Origin of the sequence: Massilia sp. KIM (assembly GCF_002007115.1) — a bacterium.
GTDB lineage: Bacteria > Pseudomonadota > Gammaproteobacteria > Burkholderiales > Burkholderiaceae_D > Telluria.
Genome location: NZ_MVAD01000001.1, coordinates 714,555 through 737,981, shown reverse-complemented (window position 1 = coordinate 737,981; position 23,427 = coordinate 714,555). Strand labels below are relative to the sequence as shown.

The 23,427-nt window shown below is 51.2% G+C and carries 18 protein-coding genes; 14 read left to right on the top strand and 4 right to left on the bottom strand.

The window, feature by feature from the left end:
* Nucleotides 1-209 precede the first annotated feature (209 nt).
* The 5 genes from B0920_RS26435 (at nt 210) to B0920_RS25405 (ending at nt 5,814) form a co-directional block, all read left to right on the top strand.
* The gene (locus tag B0920_RS26435; RefSeq protein WP_078031163.1) at nt 210-1,115 is read left to right on the top strand and encodes a helix-turn-helix domain-containing protein; all 906 of its coding nucleotides are present in this window, start codon (nt 210-212) and stop codon (nt 1,113-1,115) included.
* A gap of 246 nt (nt 1,116-1,361) precedes the next feature.
* The gene (locus tag B0920_RS03385) at nt 1,362-2,552 is read left to right on the top strand and encodes an amino acid ABC transporter substrate-binding protein (protein ID WP_078031162.1); all 1,191 of its coding nucleotides are present in this window, start codon (nt 1,362-1,364) and stop codon (nt 2,550-2,552) included.
* Nucleotides 2,553-2,816: 264 nt separating this feature from the next.
* Nucleotides 2,817-3,638: an alpha/beta fold hydrolase gene (locus B0920_RS03380; protein WP_373887892.1), complete on the top strand. Its 822-nt coding sequence runs from the start codon at nt 2,817-2,819 to the stop codon at nt 3,636-3,638.
* 363 nt (nt 3,639-4,001) lie between these two features.
* Entirely contained in the window at nt 4,002-4,454 is a 453-nt protein-coding gene (locus B0920_RS26520) for a catalase-related domain-containing protein (RefSeq protein ID WP_373887891.1), read from the top strand.
* A gap of 235 nt (nt 4,455-4,689) precedes the next feature.
* Nucleotides 4,690-5,814, top strand: coding sequence for a hypothetical protein (locus B0920_RS25405; RefSeq protein WP_143745629.1), 1,125 nt, complete (start codon nt 4,690-4,692; stop codon nt 5,812-5,814).
* A 512-nt stretch (nt 5,815-6,326) separates the two neighbouring features.
* On the opposite strand, the gene B0920_RS03365 is transcribed toward B0920_RS25405, so the two are convergent.
* Nucleotides 6,327-7,718: a patatin-like phospholipase family protein gene (locus B0920_RS03365; protein ID WP_078031158.1), complete on the bottom strand. Its 1,392-nt coding sequence runs from the start codon at nt 7,716-7,718 to the stop codon at nt 6,327-6,329.
* Nucleotides 7,719-7,924: 206 nt separating this feature from the next.
* Nucleotides 7,925-8,551, bottom strand: coding sequence for a glutathione S-transferase family protein (locus B0920_RS03360; RefSeq protein ID WP_078031157.1), 627 nt, complete (start codon nt 8,549-8,551; stop codon nt 7,925-7,927).
* Nucleotides 8,552-8,886: 335 nt separating this feature from the next.
* On the opposite strand from B0920_RS03360, the gene B0920_RS03355 reads away from it, so the two are divergent.
* The 6 genes from B0920_RS03355 (at nt 8,887) to B0920_RS03330 (ending at nt 15,195) form a co-directional block, all read left to right on the top strand.
* On the top strand, nt 8,887-9,759 hold the full coding sequence (locus tag B0920_RS03355; protein ID WP_078031156.1) for a pirin family protein: 873 nt from the start codon (nt 8,887-8,889) through the stop codon (nt 9,757-9,759).
* A gap of 70 nt (nt 9,760-9,829) precedes the next feature.
* On the top strand, nt 9,830-10,747 hold the full coding sequence (locus tag B0920_RS03350; protein ID WP_078031155.1) for a LysR family transcriptional regulator: 918 nt from the start codon (nt 9,830-9,832) through the stop codon (nt 10,745-10,747).
* Nucleotides 10,748-11,157: 410 nt separating this feature from the next.
* Nucleotides 11,158-12,915, top strand: a complete 1,758-nt coding sequence (locus tag B0920_RS03345; protein ID WP_078031154.1) for a monovalent cation:proton antiporter-2 (CPA2) family protein — start codon at nt 11,158-11,160, stop codon at nt 12,913-12,915.
* A gap of 102 nt (nt 12,916-13,017) precedes the next feature.
* Nucleotides 13,018-13,287, top strand: coding sequence for a LysR family transcriptional regulator (locus B0920_RS03340; protein ID WP_078031153.1), 270 nt, complete (start codon nt 13,018-13,020; stop codon nt 13,285-13,287).
* A gap of 314 nt (nt 13,288-13,601) precedes the next feature.
* Nucleotides 13,602-14,246: a hydrolase gene (locus B0920_RS03335; RefSeq protein ID WP_078031152.1), complete on the top strand. Its 645-nt coding sequence runs from the start codon at nt 13,602-13,604 to the stop codon at nt 14,244-14,246.
* A gap of 67 nt (nt 14,247-14,313) precedes the next feature.
* Entirely contained in the window at nt 14,314-15,195 is an 882-nt protein-coding gene (locus B0920_RS03330; protein ID WP_078031151.1) for a pirin family protein, read from the top strand.
* 122 nt (nt 15,196-15,317) lie between these two features.
* On the opposite strand, the gene B0920_RS03325 is transcribed toward B0920_RS03330, so the two are convergent.
* On the bottom strand, nt 15,318-16,232 hold the full coding sequence (locus tag B0920_RS03325; protein ID WP_078031150.1) for a LysR substrate-binding domain-containing protein: 915 nt from the start codon (nt 16,230-16,232) through the stop codon (nt 15,318-15,320).
* 316 nt (nt 16,233-16,548) lie between these two features.
* Between B0920_RS03325 and B0920_RS03320 the strand changes: the two genes are divergently transcribed.
* Together B0920_RS03320 and B0920_RS03315 are read left to right on the top strand one after the other, a co-directional pair.
* Nucleotides 16,549-17,658, top strand: a complete 1,110-nt coding sequence (locus B0920_RS03320; protein ID WP_078031149.1) for an alpha/beta fold hydrolase — start codon at nt 16,549-16,551, stop codon at nt 17,656-17,658.
* 1,182 nt (nt 17,659-18,840) lie between these two features.
* A complete protein-coding gene (locus B0920_RS03315; protein ID WP_078031148.1) occupies nt 18,841-19,761 on the top strand; it encodes a LysR family transcriptional regulator in 921 nt (306 codons plus the stop codon).
* Nucleotides 19,762-20,164: 403 nt separating this feature from the next.
* On the opposite strand, the gene B0920_RS26515 is transcribed toward B0920_RS03315, so the two are convergent.
* Nucleotides 20,165-20,320: a helix-turn-helix domain-containing protein gene (locus tag B0920_RS26515; RefSeq protein WP_078031147.1), complete on the bottom strand. Its 156-nt coding sequence runs from the start codon at nt 20,318-20,320 to the stop codon at nt 20,165-20,167.
* A 1,576-nt stretch (nt 20,321-21,896) separates the two neighbouring features.
* Between B0920_RS26515 and B0920_RS03305 the strand changes: the two genes are divergently transcribed.
* A complete protein-coding gene (locus tag B0920_RS03305; protein WP_078031146.1) occupies nt 21,897-22,829 on the top strand; it encodes a LysR family transcriptional regulator in 933 nt (310 codons plus the stop codon).
* Nucleotides 22,830-23,427: the final 598 nt, after the last annotated feature.

Here is a 23,427-nt window from a genome sequence, read left to right as displayed (position 1 = left end):
TACATTCCAGCAAAATTACCGAAAATCAGTTTTTTTCATGCATTCTCGGTTACTCACCTTTCGACTATAGTGAAAGTGAGGAGCATCAAGCCGGGCACTCTACCAAACGAATTACATGTCCGAAGCGATTCTTAGGCACCTGCCTGCAAGTTAAAAAAGTACACAGCAGTCATGAATTCGATACCTTTAACATCCCATACGGTGAAAAAATGAATACCGCTGTCGCTGTTGCGGAGAAAAGTATCCCGCAAACTACTCTAGAGTTGCCAGAAAACTTGCTCTCGATACGTGCGTCAAGTCGAGCGTGGAACGGCGTAACTGTGCATTTGACTGAGTTTGATTGCAACGGAGCGGTAGTACATCGTCTTGACCATGAAGATCAAACACGATTAAGCGTGATATTGGAAGAGGTTGGCCAACACGCTGAACCACGGTTCAGTAGAGATCGGCCTTGTCCGATCGCTTACATGCCTAAGCATATGCTCTTTGCGCCGGCAGGACTTGAAATCTGGGGATACAGTGAAGACGCTAGATATGTAAAGGATGCGACCCTTACGTTTGATGTAGAGAAGTTATCGGAGCGTCTCGGAGTTTGCTTCGATAGCGCAGTGCTAACCACTCCACAAATACGATTCGTCGACAGCAGAGTTTGGTCTTTGGTTGAGTTGCTAGCGAAGGCAGTCGGTTCGAAGGACCCATCCATTCAACTCTACGGCGATAGTCTAACCGCAGCTCTAGCATCGTGTCTTTTGATGAAACCGAATTCGCCAACCGGCGTGGGCTGTGGTCTCTCTCCCCGTCAATTGCGGTCTGCCATCGACTATATGAATGCGAACCTCCCTAATCACGTACCACTTGCAGACCTGGCCGCCCTGTCGGGACTTTCGCAATGGCACTTCTGCCGCGCATTTAAGGCCTCGACTGGAATGGCCCCTTATCAGTGGCAGCTTAAGGAAAGAATCCGAAGATCACAAATATTGCTAATGGATACTTGTTCTTCTATCGAACTTGTTAGTGAGGCTACAGGATTCTCCGATGCAGCTCACTTTGTGAGGACTTTCCGCAAACTTGTCGGAGCGACGCCATCGGTTTGGCGGAAGTCACACCAGACCTGAAGCAACCAGCAAGTTTAAGCAAGATGCAGCAGAAAAGTTCAGTGACTGCGAGGGCGACGTAGAGCACACTTCGCTTAAGAGCTACTCGCATTTATCGATCGGTATGCTTTTGCCTTGTTGGATCTAGTCCGAGTGCTTCAGAACGCGACTAAGGACATGAGTGTCGTACCGCTCGAGAATTTCAGAATGGTTGCATCTAACGACACTTCGTTCAATTCTGGACTCCCTTACTCTACATTTACTGACATGAAAGCCACCACCTCCCCTCTTCGTATTGGTTATTGTCTGTCGTTAACAGGCCCGGTTGCAGACAACGCTCGCTCCGCTCGACTTGCTCATGAAATTTGGCAGGAAAATGTTAATCGCAGTGGCGGATTACTGAACCGTAAGGTCGAACTGATATGCCGCGATGACTTTTCCAACGCTGCCAACGTGCCTAATCTTTATCGACAGCTGTTAGACGAGGACAAGGTCGACCTTGTCATCGGTGGATACGGAACAAACTCCGTTGCTCCAGCACTGCCAGTGGTCGCGGAACGTGAACTGTTTTTCGTGGGCCTGCAAGGTCTGGGAGCGAACGATGATCTTTCCTACCCAGGCTACTTCGCAATTATTCCAACAGGCCCGGATCCAAATCCAACGCTGACTGAAGGATTCTTCGCCCTTGCAGCCCAGCAGAGCCCTCGCCCTACCACCGTAGCGTTGCTGTCAGCTGACGCGCTCTTCGCTAAGAATCCAATAATTGGCGCTAGAGTCAATGCTGAGAAGTACGGGTTTGAAATAGTTCATGAGGCTACGTATGCGTTGGCAACCGAAAACTTCACAGAGATCGTTGAGGAAGTAGCGAAAAGCAATTGCGACTTACTGTTTATTTGTTCCTATCTCAATGATTCCATAGGCTTAGTACGTGCAATTCACGCGAGTTCGTTCCGCCCAAAAATGGTAGGCGCGAGCATGATCGGTCCTCAAACTGCAGCAGTTAAATCTACTTTGGGACCACTGCTTAACGGCTTCGTTAACTATGAGTATTGGGCCCCAGTCGGCTCCATGATGTTTCCTGGAACTGCAGAGTTCTTGACTGCCTATCAAGCACGCGCGGCAAAGGAGCATGTTGATTTGCTCGGTCACTACACACCACTTTTGGCATACGCTCAAATGCAAGTCGTCGCGCAAGCCGTAGAGGCAACCGGCGGAATCTACGATGCGGAGCTATCTGCTTACGCACGTGAAGCTACATTCAATACCGTGATGGGACCGATTCGTTTCGGTAAGAACGGCGAATGGGCAGAACCCAGGGTGCTGCAGGTGCAGTTCCAGGGCATTGACGGACACGGGCTACAACAGTTCCGACAAGGACTGCGGCAGATCGTTGTATGGCCGCCCGAAAATTCGTCAGGGACCTTGAAATATCCATATATTAAAGCGTTGACTCCATAAGTATTTTGCGACTTGCACCATTTTGTTGACGCATGCTTACAACGATGACTCATCGCTTTTATCGCGTTTTCGCTGGTATCGCTAGAACTAAATATGTATGCCAACGATATAGCCTTCAATTAAAAAGAGCGAAAGCAGCCGCTTCCAAAAGACATCGGTTCCAATATCAAATATAGCACTGTCTAAGTGGTGCCGACTCTAATATCGAATTTTGAGCTCCACCATTGTCTACTGAAAGGAGACGCAATGAGCACTATCCGTACCATTAATTCCGTGACTGCGAAGGACGGCACCATTATCCACTTCACCGACTGGGGGCACGGACAGCCAGTTGTGTTCAGTCATGGATGGCCGCTGCAGGGCGATGCTTGGGAAAGCCAGATGATGTTTCTTGCGCAGCATGGATACCGTGTGATTGCGCATGACCGTCGTGGCCACGGTGCGTCAAGTAAGCCATGGCATGGGAACGACATGAACACCTATGCGGACGATCTGGCCACTCTGATCACAGCCCTCGATTTAACGAACGCCATGCTTGTTGGTCATTCAACCGGTGGCGGCGAAGTTGCGCGTTACATCGGCCGACACGGTACTGACAGGGTTGGCAAGGCTGTACTGATTGGTGCTGTGACCCCTCAAATGATGCGGTCCGACTCTAATCCGGACGGTGTACCGATGTCTGTTTTTGATGGGATCCGCGAGGGTGTGACGTCTGATCGTGCACAATTCTTCCTTGACCTTGCGATTCCGTTCTTCGGCTTTAACCGTGAGAATGCGAAAACGTCCGAAGGGTTGCGTCAGACGTTCTGGCTTCAGGGCATGCAATGCAGCTTGCACAGTGCTTATGCCTGTATCAAACAATTCTCGGAAACGGACTTCACGACTGATCTGCAGAAAATGACAATCCCAACACTAGTCATTCACGGCGACGACGATCAGATCGTGCCAATTTCTACCACCGCGCGTCGAGCCGTCGAGATCCTTCCACAAGGAAGGCTGAGCGTTTATGAAGGCGCGGGCCATGGCCTGCCTCAGACACACAAACATCGCCTGAACGCCGAGTTGTTGGCCTTCCTGCGTTCGTAATGCGCCGTGCATCCGGCTAGTCCGGATGCACCTCCACCAGCGTTGATCGAGGTAGTTTGCGAGCAGGGTTCCCGGAGCCTGCCGTGTCAAGGTGCGAATGCAACCGTACAGCCCAGATAAAATGCCGCAGGCCCGGCTATTGCATGCGACGACGCACAGCTCTACCGCGTGGGAACGAATCACCAGGTCTTCCATGTCAACCAGCCCCGGTGCCCGTTGCACAACCACAGCGCGACGGTGCGATGGCGCTCGTCAACGGCGGTGCCGCGCCGAACTGCGACCCGATCCACACTGGAGGTTCGGTAGAGACTGGCTTTGGCCACGGTGACGCTGGCTGGGAACTCGGCGGCGGTGCGGGACGCTATGACACGCGCGCAGACGAGGACTTCTACTCACAAACTGGCATTCTCTACCGCTTTCTACCGCTTGCTAGGCCGCGATGCTAAGCGAAATCTAGTCGAGAATATTGCCGGTTCCTTGAGCCAAGCGGATGCTGCCGTTCAAAACGCCAAATCGCCAAATCGCCAAATCGCTCAATTCATACGGGCAGATCCGTCCTATGGTCAAGGTTTAACTTCGGTCATCCGAGAGCACCAAATAGCTAAGCACTTTCTCCCGGTACAACCGGCCAGTCTAAAAGAACGTTCAAGGACACGCCGGCAAATTTTTCGCGTTTCCGTCGCGTGCGAAAGCTTCTGGGCTCTTTCGCAAACATGCTGTCTGATTCAGCTACTTAACGTAGGGCGATCAATGCGCTTCACGCGGACCTTGTCGGACACAGCGCTGTACCCGACAAGGCTTTCGTTCAGCCGCTAATTCCATACGATAGCCCTGCCATGCGTTTCGTCTTGGGGCAACGCGCGGAGGTTCACAGCTGGCTGGTCCATCATGGAAGGCTAAATCAATCGGCGCATACAACTACCTCAGCTGAGCAAGATGACCACTTCGCGAGAAATGTCTGCACAAAGATGCGTTGTACGCCCATCCGATAGGTGATTTGACGATCACTCTTCCTATACAATCTTTCCTACACTTTTTGATCGGAGCTTCAATGAACAGCGGCACTAGCACCGTCGAGAAAACCCCGGTATTAACTCTTACATGCTCGCCTGCTGTTGCACTTGCTGCTGTTGGCCTGGTGGCGGTTAAGGACCAGATGGACGCTCTCAGCCGCTCCGCCGCCGGCGGCGCTATCGTCGGTCAAATCTTCCCCGATTGTCGCACCTATAGGACTTTAGATCCTCACAGTTTCGCCGCGAAGGTCATCCCATTCTACTGGTATGCGAGATCGAAACGATTGTCTAACAGCTCTACCACTCGTTACCTGGCCCTTGTGCCGACCTCGACGGTTGTCGGTGACAGCTGGCGCTGGTCGCCCGCGCATCTAAACGACCGGGAACAGGAGAAGGTCATCGAGAAAGCTTTCAGTGCGTTTGCGGCGTCCAGCCCTGAGCGAGCTGAATCAGAATGCGCGCAGTACACTCACATTCGTCCGCTTGGTCTTGTACTCGCGCACGAGGGAAAGAATCGTGTGGCCCTCTTCAAAGAACGCCAGCTCGCGCACATCCCTGCAATGGTGTGGGATGAGGAGTACGTAGCACCTGAACGACTTCGTATATTTGAGTTAGCTGGCACCTGCCTAGCCGTCCTCGACGGCCGCTTCGTTGAGCGGGTAGTTGCGCTGCACTTAGTGCGGGAGCTCGTTGAGGCTTACGGTGTCGAAGTAGAGCGCCGCTGGCCAGAAGATTTTGCTGAACTTAAACAGGTACTGCACGATTTGGATGATTCGAGCACGAAGTTCCACTACCTACCCTATGCTACCGATATGGACAAGCTTCGCCTCGATGCCGCCTGCCACGACGCCGAGGTCGAGGCGACGCTGCTCGATATCGGCGCTGTGCGATTTCCACCTTTGAGGGCGTTTCTACATGCTGCGGTAGCGCTTCTGCTGCTGCTGCTTGGTGTTGGCTTGTGCGCTAGGCGATGGCCCGACATGCAGCTGGTCCTCGCAACAGCGGCCGGAGCATTAGGTATGCTGCTTATAGTGCCGGTGCTCCCTCTCGTGCGATGCAAGGTTCGCTATTTGAAGGACAGTGAGCGAATGAGGCACTTTTTTGAGCTGCGTCACCACCGCACGCGTGCGCAGCAGCGCGCCGCTGCTGACCTGGGCTCCTGACACATCGTTATGTCCAGTGCCTCATACGTTTCGTTATGGGCGAGAAGGAAGCGCCTTTGTATTTGGGAAGCCTCAGCCCCGGCCATTACTCATATGAGCAAGACGCGCGCTTTGACCTAAGCACCCGTAGCGGCACCCCTGCAGTCTGCTGTTGAGCTGCTCAACGCTATTCCCGCGGTGCGGTAGTGTTAGCGGGATCGTAAAATTGCAGTATTCGTTCGATACACTGCTCATCAATATTATCGTTGTGTCATCCATGAGATTTGTGGTCAGCCAGCTGGGTTTCAGCTGTCAGCGACCGTGATCAGTGTACCGCCGCCGCATGGCACTAGGAACAACAAAATCCCGCCGAGCTAATCGACGCTTCCATTTTGGGATGCAGAAAAGACAGCCTTTAGCGTCCCCGTCCCTGTTGATTGAACGAGACAGCAACTCCCGCTTGACCTTTGCAAATTGCTACGCTCTTTGCAAATTTATTTTAGCGGTAAAAAGAAGCGAGTCGCCATCTCCCGCTAATGTTTCCTAGTAACCTGAAAATATCTTTCAATCTTGTCGTTTTGGATAATCGCCTCATGACTCGCAGCAATAAGCTCATCAACCTGCTCAGAAGTTAAACGTAAGCTAGTTGGAATCCGATTTAGTCGTGCTGCACGCTCAGGGTCTAGATCATTGAAAGCGATACGTGTCACCGAAAATTCCACGTCATCACAACGCCAACTTGGCCGAGTTTTGACTATTTTCGCTATTTGATCAGTAGGCAGCTGGCAACGATACGTAATAATATCCTTTTGCCATTGCTTCATCATTGGTACAAAATTATCGTAACTCATTCGCACATTTGTGTTTATGGCTGAATCAATTGCCGCACTTGCAAGTTCAATTCCCGACGGACCTTGCTCACTTCTATTCCAATCACCACGTTGTGCAAGGCCAGCATCGACCACGATAAAGAGCATACGCTTGATGTTGATGGCATCTTCCGAAGTTAGCGGGCCGTAAGGGGTGCCCAGGAGCAGGCGCGACTGCTGAATGCTTGCCAGGCCATAGTTGTCGGTGATGCCACCGTCCACAAGCTTTAAAAATTGACCAGCTGTCGGGTCACGAAACTGCTTGATTGCACGCGCTAATGCTTGTGTCAACAATGGCCGATCAGCGTCGTCAATTCTGTCTACGTTAGGCAATTGTGTCTGACATGATTCCGGATACTTGCGCAGTATAACAGGCGCAAATACCAACGGAACCGCCATTGAAGCGGCGACAGCCTCGGATACGGGGAAGCTTGCAAGGTCACTGCAGAGCGCGTCAAAAGCTCTTTGATGGAAGGGAAATGATATTCGATCGTACACGTTAGTAGCATTGATCCATATATCTGGCTTGCTTGAGTCAAGCATTTCGTTGAAGCGCGCCCCATGAAAAATATCCCTATCGAGCCAGGCTTGTAGCTGATTTCGGTCATTAAGGCCTCCCGCTAGCAGCCTAAAAACATTTGTCGGGTTAAGCAAGCTTAGCCGCATATGTGTTTCACCATCTTTTAGCAGCACATGTGGGCGCATCGTTACAAGAGCGCTTTTCCCATGAATCCCATAATACGCAGCCGTAATCGACCCTCCGGAAACGCTTGTGATGAATGATAAATCGTCCAGCAAGCTGCTCTCCTTGGTTACACGGAGCGCATCGAGCCCCTGAAGGGCGCCAAGCGAGAACGCTGCTGCACGCATCCCTCCGCCCGAGAACGACAATGCCAGTACGTTTTCGCCGAGAGGCCTCGGTATAAGCACGGGCTCCCCTGCTACTTTTGGATGCGCGGGCAGATTTCGAGCGCGATTTTGCGGTGAGAGTGCACACCCACTTATCAGCGAAAGAGATAATAAGATTGCGCACAAGCCTAGCCGACGAGATCCCATAGCTTCGCCCATGAAAATAAATATCGAACGTTATCAAACTCTAGCAAATTAGCCTATATATGGACTCGAGCCTGAAATTTGACGCTAAATAATTGTGAACACAGCTTCCGCATCAGTAAGGCATATGCCGCTAAACCGCATGTCGCATAGACAACAGCCACTTCTGCAGCATAAGTCAAACTTCAAGGCAACACTTGAGCCGTTTGCTAACGGTCATAAATGCCTTCATCCTTCATTACTTGCACAATTGTTTTATCCTTGGTTAATTGCTCGTGGTGGCGTTCGATATTGCTAAACCGTGCGAGACCTCCTGGCAACAGGCTCTTTGCCCACCTCACCATAGGGACCGAGTAGGCGTCGGCATACGTTCGCCGCGATCCCAAGAAGTAGTCTCGCCCCTGCAGATGCTGATCAATAATTCGCAGCTTCTTCTCTACGAGCAAGAGCCCCGCAGCCTTTACATTCTTCAACGCTATTTCAGAAGTGTCAGTTGTATAACGCTCAGGCATGAAAACTGGGAAGAATGCAGGGTGTAGATCTCCTGTGAGAAAAGCGGCCCATCGAGCGAGCTGCGCCTCTGACTGAGCATCTGGATGCGCGTCGAGCGCCGCCTCCGGATACTGTCTCGCTAGAAACTGGAGAATTGCGGAACATTGAGTCAAGATCACTCCATTCCCAATATCCAAAGCTGGGACTGCGCCTGCCGGGTTTATGGACAGATAATCTTGGTCTGCTTTGTTAACTCTGACGGCTTTGTACTCTGCATTAACCCATTCAAGCACGATGTGAACGGCGAGCGAACAAGCTCCGGGCTTGTAGTAAAGGGTGTACATGAAAATTCCTTTTAAAATCTGACAAGAGTGAGTTGGCGACCACTTTACAAGCTTGGCCGTGCCGCACAACCCCTGCCGAGGGAACTCTGTGTCGCTAATTTTGCAACTGCGTTCACAGGTAGACCTCAGTTAGCCGGCCTTCGTCCGCATTAGTCACAAGTTCACGCTTTTCCTGGTTGGGTCCGAGCCTGCCAGCTGCATCGAGCATGTTCTGACCCGATTCAAAAGCAGATGCCACCCGTTAGTGTTCTAAAAACAGAACACTGTTGATTAGTAAGCATACTATCTACTCTTACGTCGACGATCTATCATGCTCGTATTGACGAGGAGGAAACATGAAGTCTGTCGTTGGAAAGTTCACTGCTTCCAACCTTCATTGGGTTGGTGATGGCTTCCCTGTACGAACTTTGTTCTCGTATCACGACATGGCGCGACATGTCAGCCCCTTCCTATTACTGGATCATGCCGGCCCCACTGAATTCCCGCCGTCGCAAATTCCGAGAGGTGTTGGCGAACATCCTCATAGAGGGTTTGAAACCGTTACGATCGTCTATCAAGGTGAGATTGCCCATCGTGATTCGGCTGGCAATGGTGGCCTGATAGGTCCTGGGGACGTACAGTGGATGACGGCCGGGTCAGGAATTCTTCACGATGAGTTCCATTCAGACGCATTCATGCGTGCTGGCGGAGTGCTGGAAATGGTTCAGCTCTGGGTGAACTTACCAGCAGCCCATAAAATGACTGCGCCTGCATATCAGACCATCTCGGCCGCACGTATACCAGTCGTTCCCCTGCCAAATAATGCAGGAAATGTCCGCCTGATCGGAGGGGAGCTCTTCAATCGCAAAGGACCGGCCCGTACCTTCACTACCATTGACCTTTGGGACGTAAGACTCAAGAAATGTCACACGACAACGCTACCGTTAAAAGCAGGCCGCACTGCCTGCTTAGTCATGATACGTGGAGACGCATTGCTAAACGGTACCGATAGTATTCGAGAAAATGAGTGGGCGTTGGCTAGCGAAAACTGCTCTAACCTCAGAATCGAGGCAAAATCAGAGTGCACTATTCTTGTATTAAGTGGAATCCCAATCGATGAGCCGGTGGTAGGCAGCGGCCCGTTTGTCATGAATTCAGAACAGGAGATCTGCACCGCGTTCGCAGATCTGCAGAGCGGTATGTTCGGCAGTATTAGGGATGCTTCCTAATCTAAGGGCAACCCGAGCCAGGCCAGCGACATCGTTCCAGTGAGCTTTTCACTTACACAGGAGTACAAAATTGGGTATCGATGAGCTACAGACCTTCGTGGAGGTCGCGGATGCAGGCGGCATCACGCCTGCGGCATTTCGTCTTGGAGTATCTAAGTCGATTGTCAGCCGTCGCCTCGCTAGACTTGAGGACGACCTGAAAACGCAGTTGCTGTTGCGCACGACTCGTGGTGCCGCCCTCACAGAGGCCGGCGTGGCGTTTCGAGACTACGCTGCTCGCGCGTGTGCCGAAATTGAACTTGCGCGAGAAACGATCAAACCCGTTGGTGAACTCACCGGACGATTACGTCTATCGGCTCCCCTAGCCTTTGGCGCAACTCACTTCGCGCCGATTCTTGCAGAGATGTCACGCCGCCATCCCCGGTTGCACATCCAGGCATGTTATAGCGATAGCGTTATAGATCTAATTGCCGATGGGTTCGACTGCGCCATACGCTTGGGCTTTCTCCCTGATTCGAACCTTGTGGCCCGCTTAATCACACCACTATATTCCGTCCTCGTAGCCAGTCCTGACTATATTAAGAAGCATGGCGAACCTAAGATACCTGACGACCTTTCTGCACATGAAGCGCTCACCCGAAACACTGAGTCTTGGCAGTTTAAAGATGGTACTACAGTAGTGACGGTTCATCCGCAGGGCCGCTTCAAGGCCGACAACAACCTGGCGCTGGTCAATGCAGCTTTGACTGGAATAGGCGTCGCATGCCTACCTACGGGACTTGTCCAAGAACATTTGGATTCAGGCGCGCTTGTCCCTATCATGCGCCGATACCCTGCACCGTCGAGCGGAGTATATGTTGTAAGACCACCAGGACAACATACCACTAATAAAGTTCGCCTGCTTATCGACCTACTAATCGAACATTTTAGAACAACACCTCTTTGTCTCGCTCCACCACCGGAGAGTGCGGCAATAACAGTCGTGTGACATGCTGCCGAAGTTTACGCAGTGTGGAGACTTGTGGCAATGTTGCAAGAAACATTTCATCTGTTCTCTCATAAATCTGCCTCTTTCGCGTGTACCCACGAGAGTCCACGGGCTTCTCATGTAAGACTTGGAACTCAAGTCCTAGGCTGAGTACACGAGATCAACGCAGTCTAACCCATCAAACCGTTCCCGCGATTGCGACAGTGCGTATCAGCGTAAGGTCTAGTCGTGGGTACCATTTGACAGGTATTCTTTCACATCCAAGTCATGCCAAAGGGTATCGAAAATTCTCACTAAATTCGATGCCCAAAGGAACGACCATGACAAAAGAAGAATTTGAAGCCCTTTCGAACCGGATTATTTTCTGGGGCCTTAGCTTGGATCACGCTTCATTTTAAAAGGGTTAAATAATGGCAGGTTCTAGTTTGGGACAAACATTAGGCCCGGCAGTCATTTTAATGGGAGCTGCCGTGTTATCAGTTCCCCTCTTCCGTAGACTAGGCCTCGGATCCGTACTGGGTTATTTTGCTGCCGGCATCTTGGTTGGCCCATCGGCGTCGGGCTTGATTACGAATGCTCAGTCGATTCTTCACATTTCCGAACTCGGCGTAGTGATGTTCTTGTTCATAATTGGGCTAGAACTCCGGCCAGTAAAACTGTGGGAGATGCGAGGCCATATCTTTGGCCTTGGGTTTGCCCAGGTGGCCACTGCGATAGCATTACTCGCGATCACGGGATACACAATCTTTGGTCTCTCCGCACCAACTGCTTTTGTCGCGGGAGCAGGATTTGTACTCTCCTCTACTGCCGTGATTATGTTAGCACTGCAAGACCGGGGAGAAATATCAACTGCGGAGGGTAAAAAGTCAGTCGCTATCTTGTTGTTCGAAGATCTCATGATCGTTCCCCTCCTAGCAGTAGTAGCATTGTTGTCCCCTATAGCCCAAGAACAAAGCGGCTGGACAGGCGCGAGCATTGCCGTGCTAGCCATACTTTCCTTACTAGTCGTATCGCATTGGGGACTTGACCCATTTTTTGCGCTTTTAGCCAAAGCACGGACTCGCGAGGTTCTCACCGCAGGCGCTTTGTTAGTAGTTCTAAGCGCGGCTTTGCTCATGGAATTTGCTGGCCTTTCAATGGCCATGGGCGCGTTCCTAGCAGGCGTCATGTTGTCGAATTCTAGTTTTCGGCACCAGATCGAAAGTGACATCGAACCATTCCGCGGACTATTGATGGGACTTTTTTTTCTCGCGGTTGGTATGTCGTTGGATATTTCGATCGTCATAGCGGAATGGGAGTTGCTGCTCTCCCTACTGATCACATTTATGTTCGTGAAGGGAATTGCCGTGTACTCGGTAACACGGCTTTTCGGGGGCACGGGAGAGCAAGCAATGCGGCGAACATCAATGTTCTTACAAGGTGGTGAATTCGCATTCGTGCTGTATGCTTCAGCGACATCGTACGGTATTGTGAGCGCCAGGGAGAATGCCGTTTTTTCTACTGTGGTGATCCTTTCCATGACTGTGTCACCTCTACTATTGCTGATGGCTGATCGGTTGCTACGAAAAAAAGCATCTATGGATGGGACTGAACCGGCTAAGGACCTAAAAGGGCGAATTCTTCTAATTGGGTTTGGACGATTCGGGCAGATTGCATCGCAAGCACCCCTTTCGTGCGGCATTAGCCTGTCAGTCATTGACGAAAACCCTGACCGGATTCGCGACGCGGAGCGGCATGGCTTTAAAGTTTTTTTTGGAGACGGTACGAGACTGTCTACGCTCCGCCACTCGGGCGCGGCAGAGGTAGATGCGATCATGGTCTGTGTAGACGATGCAAAGGCTGCCCTTCAGATTGTTGAGCTTGTGCAGCATGAGTTTCCAAGAGCACAGCTTTTAGTGAGAAGTCATGATCGCTCCCATGCGGTCGAGCTAGTGCGAGCTGATGTGAGATTTCAGATTCGCGAGACTGTCGAATCCGCTTACATAATGGGCGCAGAAAGCTTAAGAGCACTCGGATACTCTGAAGATGCTGTTTCTGAAGCAGCCCAAGACGTCCGCATGAGAGACGTCGAACGGCTGGCCGATCAAGTCCGGGGTGACGCGATGTCAGGGCGCGATCGCTTGTACTTACAGCCTTCGCGAAAGAATAAAGGCGAGAATTTCGGTTAACTATAACGCGCCTACGGCTCAGCGATACGGGTAACCCCTAACTGATCTCTGAACGCCGTGTGTTAACGGCAACGATCCGGTAAAAAAACCAGGAGCCTCGGTATGGACATTGAAGAGTTGAAAACCTTCGTGGAGATCGCTGACGCAGGCGGCATTACACCCGCCGCACGCCGACTTGGTGTTTCAAAATCGATTGTCAGCAGGCGCCTCGCCCGACTCGAAGCTGACTTAGGCGTTCGACTTCTTTCTAGGTCCAATCGTGGTGCTACTCTGACGGAGGCAGGTACGGTTTTCCAAGTGTACGCAGCTAACGTCTGTAATGAAATGAATATGGCGATACAGAAAATACTCCCTGCACGAAAGACGGCGTAAGCCTTGGTAGCCCGCAGCTCGAGACCCCGCTCCTGCGGGGCTAGCATTCGCCGAACCCAAGAATTACATACTTGGTGTTAAGTGGAAGAGACGGCCAAACTAATTTGAGCCGCTCAGCTTAGAGGTGCGGTCGACAATCTATGCTGCATGGTTCGTTACCGCACTAAAACAACGTAACCACGTGTTCCTAAAATTGCGACGCAGTGTGAACCAAGCTGGTGCTACCGAAGCAACGAGAAACAGTCAACAATGATATGCGAGATGCATCGAATCAGCGATCATCTCGTCGACTAACTCTTTTCACGAGGCTTACCATGGCATCCGAAAAAATCCGTAATCCCGCAACTGATCATCTGCTGACCCCCGAGAATTCGATGTTTATCGTCATCGATTACCAGCCAGTTCAGGTTGCCTCAATCCGCTCAATGCCACGTGACGAACTCGTCTTCAACATCGTTAGTGCCACCAAGGCAGCACTTAACTATAAACTTCCGATTGTTCATTCAACAGTGAATGTTAAAACGGGACTCAATAGGCCGGCAATTAACGAACTCCAGGAGCTCTTAGGTCACTTGCCTACCTATGACCGTACAACGGTGAACGCTTGGGAAGACACAGAGTTCAAAGAAGCTGTCAAGGGTTTTGGACGCAAAAAGCTCATCATGACGGCCCTTTGGACTGAAGTGTGTCTCGCATTTCCAGCACTTGACGCAATTCAAGAAGGTTTTGAAGTCTACGCCGTTGTTGATGCCGTGGGCGGCACGTCTGTCGCCGCTCATGAGACCGCTTTGCGCCGTATGGAACAAGCTGGCGTAAAACTTATTAGTCGCGTTCAGTTGTATTGTGAGCTTCAACGAGATTGGGCACGCAAGGACACTGTTCCAGGTTTCATGAATGTTTTCGAGAACCACGACGGCTTCAACGCTGAAAAGGCGTTCCAGGAGTCCAATCAGCATTGATCGCAATTTTGTCGGCGATCGTTGACGCGCTCGCCGACAGTCTAATTTAATAATCAGGAGTATTGCCATGGTCGAGCTAATCATTCCGCAGCGACGCCGTAGTCTTGGCGGAGGATTGGAGATTGGGCGCGTTCTCCCTTTCGTCAAGCAGAAAATGGTAGGACCATTCATATTTTTTGATCACATGGGTCCCTTGAGTTTACCGAAAGGGATTAGCAGCACGGTCGACGTTCGCGCACACCCGCATATCGGCTTGTCGACCGTTACTTACCTATTCTCGGGCGAGATGATGCATCGAGACAGTTTGGGTTACGAACAAGCGATTAATCCGCGTGAAGTCAATTGGATGACCGCTGGCAAAGGAATTACACATAGCGAGCGTTTCGAGCGCGCCCGCGCGATTGGGGACCATTTGCATGGCATCCAAGCGTGGGTCGCGCTTCCGTTTGAGTATGAGGAAATATCTCCGTCATTCTCACATCATGCGGACGATGACCTTCCGCAATGGCGTGCTAACGGAATTGTCGGGCAACTTATAGCTGGTAGCGCCTATGGTTTAACAGCTAATGTTAAGACGCTGTCGCCGTTGTTCTACGCTCATCTCGACATGATGACTGGGGCAATCGCCGAGATACCGGATGGGTACAAAGAGCGTGCGATTTATATCGCATCTGGATCAGTAGAAGTGAGTGGCTCGCGATATGGAGCCGGAAATATGCTTATTTTGAGTGCAAGTGCTTCCAGCTTAAGAGCTTTGGAAGATTCGATAGTAATGCTCCTTGGAGGAGAGCCAGTTGGGCCACGATATCTCTACTGGAATTTTGTATCTTCGTCCGAAGCCCGAATCGCTCAAGCAGTCTCGGATTGGCAAACAGGTAGTATGAAACTACCGGATGCCGACGATGCTGAATTCATTCCTTTACCTGAAAAACAATCTATTCAACCGTGAACCGGTGAACCCTGCGGTAAGACGAAAAAACAGCAGCTCAAGAGATCTTGGCCTAATGGGATTGCAACAAGCAAACATTATGTGGGAATTATTCAACGCCGCGAACAACCAAAAAAATGAAATTACTCCTCCGGTCGTACATCGCTCACACGAGGGTAGTGCTTTACGAGGAAGTCGATCAGCAAACGTACACTTGGCAACAATCCACGGCGAGAAGGGAACACTGCATGAGCAATGCCACTCTTCGGTGCCCAGCCTGGCATGATATCTACGAGTGTCCCATCCTTCAGCTGCTCTTCGACCACCATGCAGGGCAACTGAGCGATACCAACGCCGTGCAGTGCCGCTTGACGAAGCGCAGTCAAGTCATCCGTAATGTACCGCGGATGGTGCCGAACCTGCGCTTCGACACCGTCCGGCCCAAGCAAGTCCCATAAGTGATCACGTGGGGGGCCCCAACCTATACTAGGTAAGCCACTTAGATCGGCAGGATGTTTCGGCAGTCCGCGCTCTTCTAGGAATTGAGGAGAGACAACTAAGCGATGGGGACTCTCTGAAAGGACGCGCATTATGAGGTTACTATCCTCTAGCGGGGGGAAGCGCACACGCAACGCCAAATCGAGCCGCTCCCCTAAGACATCGACACGGCGGTCCGTTGCTTCAAGCTGAACGTTAATTTTGGGATACTTCACCATGAAACGACTTACTATATCGCCAATACGATATCTTAACAACGCGGTCGGGCACGTCATCCGGATAGTTCCCTGCGGTTCAACTTGCTTGCGTTCGATTACATCGTGCGCTGCTTCAGCTTCCAATAGCACCGCTACGCATCGCTCGTAAAACTCATGCCCCGTTTCAGTAACGGAGAAGTGACGAGTTGAGCGCTGGAGTAACCGGACATCGTACCGCTCCTCCAACGCAGCAATCCTACGACTGAGCCTGGATTTCGCGACGTTTAACGCTCGCCCAGCCTGCGTAAAGCCGCCGTGTTCAACGACCTTCACAAAATAGTAAATATCGTTGAGGTCGTACATTGGTGTCTCCAATAAGTGTCTCACGTCATCTTAACCTACTATCGTTCCGTTAAGAAAAATTTCATGCTGTATTCATTCAAGGCAAGGCTTTTCGCCTGGAGGAATCATGCATCTTCTAGACAAAATTATCCTGGCGAAGCGTCCTGGCCAAAGTTGAAGATCTAATTGGTGTCTGCTATTTAGGGATGACCGATGGTAAGTCGGGCCTCAAGATGAATAACGACAAACTTCGATTATCCAAGCGCGTTTCAGTTCGGGGAAGTCTAGCCTTAACAAGAATATGTTAGCTTGGTGATGTATTTACAAAGGAATAAAAATGCCGGTACGCGATTACCCTCCATTACCCGTCCCACGCGATAGTGCAGTGGAATCAGATAGCAGAAGAAGGTTTCTAAATGCAGTTACTTTACTAGGGCTTGGCGTCCATGCAACGGCAAGCGCAGAAGGTGCTGGCGGATCGAGCCAATTCCCGCTTCGCCGACATTCCTTACGAGTGAATGGCGGCCGATTTAGCGTTCTTGATCACGGTAACGGGCCCGCAGTTTTGTTCTGCCACGGATTTCCGGACACTGCTCTAACTTGGCGGCAACAAATGCGAGCGGTAGCGGAAGCAGGCTACCGCGCAGTCGCACTCGACATGCGGGGTTTCGGGAGGAGCTATTCGCCGTCCCAAGCAAGCCTGTACAGTTCCCGTCATATCGTCGCAGACTTCGTAGGTGTTCTAGACGCGCTGAAAATCCGGTCAGCAGTTATCGTTGGGCATGATTGGGGAGCTGATCATGCTCAAAGAGCAGCGCTAATGTATCCAAAGCGCTTCCGGGGCTTGGTCAGCATCAGTATTCCCTACTCACCACGAGGTGATATTGACGCATGGGAAGCTATACGCCGTCGTGGACTAGGCGACCGATATTATGCACTTGATTGGCTAAAGCCAGGTGCGGAGGCTGCATTCAAACCGGCAGCGTCTTCAATTCGATCGATACTCTATTGGGCTTCAGCCAGCCCACCGTCGGGACAACGTTGGGATCCAATTAACCCAGATTTAAGCATCCTGCGACCGGCCCCCGTTGCGTTACCTACCTGGGCTAATAATGACTATGTCATCCACACAATTCGTAACTTTGAACAAACCGGTTTTGTGGGAGGACTGAACTACTATCGCGCACTTCCCATCAGCTTTGCTGAACTGTCAGCGTTCAAGGATGCACCGATCACTCAGCCGTCACTATATGTATGGGGTGGGGAGGACGGACTGTGTCGATTTTTCCATCCTAAACCTCCCGAGTTAGCAGAGCTGCGCCGAACGCAACCAAATTTGATAGCTCAAGTGCGATTGGACGGCGTTGGTCACTGGGTGCAACACGAAGCACCCGAGCGCCTTAATGCAGCTTTGCTAGGCTTTCTCAAACAGCTGGGATCGGCATGAGCGCGTCGACAGCGCCACGGGAGTATTGAGCTAAGCATAAACCTAAAATTTGACTGCGTTGGATTTCGTGGCCTGGCCGATGTGAGTTAGGTCGGAAATCCTTGACTGCCCATGTACTTTCAGTAATTTGCTGCAGGTATAGCATGCGGTAATTGGCCTTGCAGGTCCAGCAGTGGATGGTAACCCAAAAAGAGACCATTCTAACGTGGGCAGTTCCAAGGCTGTGCGTCTTCGGCAAACGCCGTGGTGGATCAATTTATCTGAGTCGAGCCTCGGAGTCATCCGATCATAGCATTGTCGTAACTGTCGTCCTTGCTCGCCACAGACGGCTCGATGACGGCTTCCGTCTGGTGCACTAGGTACTGATCGGAATCGCCAATCCATGGCACCTTCAGGAGCTTTGCTTTTGACTGGCGAATAGCTCGGTCGCGTGCAAGTTCTACACGTCAGCGCCGTCTTGCGTGCAACCTTGCCACGCAAGACGTCATCCGCGCCTGCATTGCGCGGCGAGCGCTCCTCCGAGCTGCAGCTATCGAGCTCCGCACAATAGAATTGACATGACAGTCTGTCGGCGCCGTAAATCTCCAGACTTATTCCCTACCCTGTTGAATGCCAACGCTTCGCACATTGTTACGCTGGACCTTTGCATAGCGCAACGGAGGCCGCGTTGCTGCGCCCCGTATGCAAGTCGCCCCACGGCGCGAACCGTATTTGGCAGACGCCGGGTGTCATCTGCCTGTGGTGGCATTAGCACCTTGCGTTCATAGCCCCAAGGTGCTGCTCGTCGAATGTGATTGGCCCCAGTCGCTAACCAGTCTCGCGCTCGCGCTAGTTGATGCGGCCCGCACCTACTGGCGGGTCCGTTAAGCGAAATGTCACGCACTGCCCGTCGCTCTCTACTTTACTCACCCTGGGTGAAGAACAGCAAAATCGTTCCATTAATCGCAGGAACAAACATTGTCTCGGCGGCAGGTGCTCATTATCGTCTTGCTATCGAAGTGTTAAGTGAAGCTGACACTGGAGCTCGACATCGACCAAATGCTATGTCCTTTTGCGAGAAGCTAGGACCGTTGCATAGAGTGAAGTCGACTCCTAAGCGAAGGTCGATGCTTGATAGGCAATACAACATTTCGGGCGCTGCGGCATGCGCGCTAGCAGGCAACGATCGAACAGGAGACAATTATGGAAATTGAAGAATTGAGGACATTTGTCGAAATTGCGGACGCAGGCGGAATTTCGCCCGCAGCATTTCGGCTCGGCCTATCGAAATCAGTCGTGAGCCGGCGCCTCGCCCGTTTGGAGACAGAGTTGGGAGTCCAGCTGCTATCGCGATCAACCCGTGGGGCTGCTTTAACGGAGGCTGGGCTAATGTTCCGAAATCACGCTTTAAAGGCATGTGCGGAAATCGACATTGGCAGAGAAGCCACACAGTCTACAGGGCGGCTACGAGGCAGAGTGCGCATTGCAGCCCCAGCAACTCTTGGGCCAACCCATTTTGCCCCGGCTCTAGCGGAGCTTGCTCGTCGTCACCCCGATCTGCACATCCTGACTTCGTACAGCGATCACATTGTTGACCTGATCGGTGAGGGATTCGACTGCGCGATACGACTGGGCTTCCTCCAGGATTCGAACCTCATCGCCCGAAAGATTGGGTCCGTGCCGGCATCGATTGTCGCAAGTCCAAGCTACGTCGCCCAGCATGGCGCGCCAGAGTCAACCATGGATTTGCTCAACCACGAAGCCTTGATGAGAGGTACCGAGTGCTGGAACATTCTGGACGGAGCAAGGATCGTCTCCATTCATCCGCAAGGACGTTTCAAAGCTGATAACGCGATGTCGCTGGTCGCAGGCGCCGTTGCTGGCCTCGGTATTGGTTACTTCCCTACTTGCCTTGTGAACGATCAACTCAAGTCTGGGTCACTCGTCCCTGTCTTAACTCGCTATCGGATTCCCGACATCGACATCTTTGTTCTTCGTCCGCCATCGCAGCACCCAAGCCGAAAAACCCGAGCGCTGATCGATTTTCTCGCTGAACAATTTACTGTACCGCTCCAACCGTTTCGGTTTAGTCGCAATGCCGCAGAAATCAGCATGCAGGCGTAACTCCTCAAGGCTCCTACAAACTATCACGACTTCTGGTGAGAACATCACGATTTCGATTCGCCTTAGTATTCGCCGGAATCACGCTTCTAGTAAGGATGCGAAAATGCTTAACCCAATCGCTTATTCATTTTCGAAAGAAGTACGCAAATATCATCCAAGCAATAGTACCTAAGCTTTAGACTACAACTCGGCTAACGGTGCTAAGAAATCGTAACGATTTACCATCTCACACAACTAGAACAATCCTGATCTAAATGAACTTTCCAGACCAAAATCAAAGAGCTCGGTTGATTTGACGAATCACGCTTACGATGTGTTCGCTAGCTGGTTCCGCATGATATGAGCACTCGCAAGACCAATTTCGGCGCAAAGCCTGAGAGCTATAATGCTCGACTCTTAGGGCCTATCGCTTCTTCTCGATGCGCCAAACGGCTGGAAACAGCCCGATGATCTTTCTAAACGCGCGATGGAAGTGAGCAGTGTCCGCAAAATCTGTTGCCAATGAGATCTCATCAATCGACACATCAGACGAACATAGCAACTGTTGAGCACGTTTAATGTGAGCGTTGAATTGCCACTGTTACGGTGCTAACCTTGTTGACGCTTTGAACGCACGACCAAATATGCGTGAGACAAGCTAAGTTGCGCAGTTAAGATTCCTAGTTCAATCCGCTCTAGAAAATGCTCTTCAATAAAGCCGGTGACGCGGCGGAGCTGGCATGGAGCGAGCTTTCCCGCTCGTTCCTCATTAATTCGCATAGCGTCGAATACCTACAACACAATAGCAGTGATCAATCCCCCCATGCAGCTTCATTCCTGGATCCAGGCAACTCAATGCTTCTGAAAGAAGTTTTACTAGCGTGCAGATACGTTCATTGGAGGACCTAGCTAGTGGAACGCTACTCTTCCTAGGGTCGAGTCCTAAAGCTAATCGTTCCCTTAAGACGTCCAAGTCGAAACTCAACGTGGCATCAACAATCCGAGCAGCAGTTGTATGGCCCCATACTTCTTGGTCAGCTGGAGAGTAATGCAGGCATTTGGAGACATGACCCGTCGCGCAAGGCGTGTTTGGACGATACCGGTCCCTGCAAGTCCCGCCAACTTCCTCGAGAATTACTTTCTAGCCGCGTTTTTTCGAGATATGGGAAACGGACAACGAATTCACTTTACATTGGAACACCGCGACACGATAAAGTACGCCGTTCCAAGTACGTTTCACTACCTCTAGTCAGGGAACGTTCTCTGGCAAACCTACCGCTATCCCCGCTGGTTCAATTACACCTAGTCTATATATTTGCACATAGCAGAGAATAATTCTTCAAACCTCAAGCCGAAAAAACTCCAACTTTCAATGGTTGCCGGTAGCATAACTATTCGCCGTTAAAACAAGCGAAAACTAAATCTGCGTGCCAGATATAGCAAGTCCATCGATTGCAAAACAGGAATATCGCGATACCTTTGAAGGCGCAAAAAAGCCAACATTACGTAATGTTGTTTCGAATGGCAACCTAGGTATTCTACGGCAATAGGATGATCTGAGCCCCCCCCCCTATCACATTCCCCCTTTCAAACGCAAGTACGCACACCGCTATTGTCCCGGCCTCGTGAGCTATTGCTCGTAGCGTACTTAACAACAGAGCATTCGCCTGCGTTTATCGGAGCACCACTCTTTATCGTCGCCGAAATCTCACCTCAGATTAAATCTTCCGGCTGTCCGCTCCCTGATATCTTTACCCAGATAGCTATAAGATCAACCTGCTAATCGAGTCCTATTTCCGGAAGCAAAACCACCAATGGTAGTTGAGCAAAGCACAGGAAGAGACGGAGGAGCGCCAGGCCTACTGGTAAGTGAGCGTGCCAAGCGTATCGGCTGGCGCATCAGGATTGTTCAATCAACCGCACGAACGATCATTGTTGGGTGCTGGTTGTATCGGTATCTTCATATACATGATTAGTAACGTTTTGCGGTAATTGACGGCAGTGGCGCGATAGTAGTCACGACACTCGACTTGGATACTAGGGCAATCGGGTAAGCCACTTGCTTGATTGCTGGCGTCGCCCCTTTGATACAAGTACCCAATACGCTAACGATGTATCAAGCCGCATTTCCGCTAACGACAACCTGGAGAACACTCGTGCAAATCGAAGAATTAAGGACATTTGTGGAGATTGCGAATGCTGGCGGAATCTCTGCAGCAGCGTTTCGGCTCGGGTTACCGAAGTCAATTGTGAGTCGTCGTCTTGTCCGACTGGAGGAAGAGCTGGGCGTCCAGTTGCTGTCCCGCTCGACTCGCGGGGCTGCCCTTACGGAAGCTGGGCAGATGTTTAGGGATCATGCACTCCGTGCATGTGCAGAGATTGATGTTGCGAGAGAAGCTACACAGTCTTCTAAGAACTTGCGAGGAAGGCTCCGAATCGCGGCGCCAATATCGTTGAGCATGACACACGTCGCACCGGCCTTGACTGAAATGGCTCGTCTTCATCCACAACTACAAATTTATACATCATACAGTGACAATATTGTTGATCTCACCGAAGAGGGCTTTGACTGCGCGGTGCGGCTTGGACCGCTGCAGGATACAAATTTAAGCGTGCAGAAGATTGGATCAGTGCCCCTGACGATCGTCGCGAGTCCCAGCTACATCCGGGCATGCGGAACTCCCAAAGGTATTCAGGATCTTCTTCAGCGTGAAGCACTAACAAGGGGTACTGAGTGCTGGCAGCTGATCGATGAAGGGAAAATAGTCTCCGTCCATCCGCAAGGTAGATACAAAGCAGATGATTCGCTGGCCTTACTTGCAGCGTCGTTGGCTGGTCTTGGCATTGCTTGCCTCCCGACCTGCCTGATTCAAGAGCATTTAAACTCAGGAGCGCTCGTGCCAGTCATGAGCCGGCATGTGACGCCGCCAGGAGATATATTTGTTGTTCGCCCTCTGTCTCAGGACCTTACTCGGAAGACTAGGGTACTCACTGGTCTGCTCGTCGACCAATGCACTAGATTCCAGCTTAATCGAAGATCCGAAAAAGACGACAGCGTGGGGAGTAAAGAGGTATTACAGGCTGGCTGATCCGCTAGCTTTTGGCGGCTTAATTGTAAGATGTTGTCTACCGTCGAAGGTAATAAAATCTCTTGTGAACGCAAATCCGCCCTTCAAGGCTAATGCCGAGTGGCAACGCGCGATCCGAAATCGTTACGGTAAATTTTTTGATCGTTACAACGGATATGTCATGAACCGATTCGATACTCGAAAGGTTACTTGCATAGTTACCGCCAAGACGTTCTTGGTACGCTGCTATATACAGGATGCATGGGTGCGAGCATTGCCCGTTCTAGTCACTTATTTAAACTCAGGTTTTATTGCAGCGATTGCGGCGATTTGGAGCATGATTGTTTCAATGGTCCAGAGCGGGCAAGCACCTGGTGAGACAGGTGAGCACACGTTAGATTCGGAAAGTTTATAGTGATTGCCTCGTTGTTCAGTTCAATGACTTACGCCACGAGTTAGTTAAGCGAAGCTCCTTAACGCCAATGGGTAAGCAAAGAGTTTCAGCTCTCATATCTTTGATTACATGAAAATGCGCGAGATTGACCGAACGCGATTATTATCTATTGGAGCGCGCTCCATCCACTAATGGCTTCGTATTCAACTCAAGTGTTGGAGATGA

Excerpts from the sequence above, each read along its gene's own strand:
- B0920_RS26435 (WP_078031163.1), top strand. The coding sequence starts at position 210 with ATGAATACCGCTGTCGCTGTTGCGGAGAAAAGTATCCCGCAAACTACT.
- B0920_RS03385 (WP_078031162.1), top strand. The coding sequence starts at position 1,362 with ATGAAAGCCACCACCTCCCCTCTTCGTATTGGTTATTGTCTGTCGTTA.
- B0920_RS26520 (WP_373887891.1), top strand. The coding sequence starts at position 4,002 with ATGACACGCGCGCAGACGAGGACTTCTACTCACAAACTGGCATTCTCT.
- B0920_RS25405 (WP_143745629.1), top strand. The coding sequence starts at position 4,690 with ATGAACAGCGGCACTAGCACCGTCGAGAAAACCCCGGTATTAACTCTT.
- B0920_RS03365 (WP_078031158.1), bottom strand. The coding sequence starts at position 7,718 with ATGGGATCTCGTCGGCTAGGCTTGTGCGCAATCTTATTATCTCTTTCG.
- B0920_RS03360 (WP_078031157.1), bottom strand. The coding sequence starts at position 8,551 with ATGTACACCCTTTACTACAAGCCCGGAGCTTGTTCGCTCGCCGTTCAC.
- B0920_RS03355 (WP_078031156.1), top strand. The coding sequence starts at position 8,887 with ATGAAGTCTGTCGTTGGAAAGTTCACTGCTTCCAACCTTCATTGGGTT.
- B0920_RS03345 (WP_078031154.1), top strand. The coding sequence starts at position 11,158 with ATGGCAGGTTCTAGTTTGGGACAAACATTAGGCCCGGCAGTCATTTTA.
- B0920_RS03340 (WP_078031153.1), top strand. The coding sequence starts at position 13,018 with ATGGACATTGAAGAGTTGAAAACCTTCGTGGAGATCGCTGACGCAGGC.
- B0920_RS03335 (WP_078031152.1), top strand. The coding sequence starts at position 13,602 with ATGGCATCCGAAAAAATCCGTAATCCCGCAACTGATCATCTGCTGACC.
- B0920_RS03330 (WP_078031151.1), top strand. The coding sequence starts at position 14,314 with ATGGTCGAGCTAATCATTCCGCAGCGACGCCGTAGTCTTGGCGGAGGA.
- B0920_RS03325 (WP_078031150.1), bottom strand. The coding sequence starts at position 16,232 with ATGTACGACCTCAACGATATTTACTATTTTGTGAAGGTCGTTGAACAC.
- B0920_RS03320 (WP_078031149.1), top strand. The coding sequence starts at position 16,549 with ATGCCGGTACGCGATTACCCTCCATTACCCGTCCCACGCGATAGTGCA.
- B0920_RS03315 (WP_078031148.1), top strand. The coding sequence starts at position 18,841 with ATGGAAATTGAAGAATTGAGGACATTTGTCGAAATTGCGGACGCAGGC.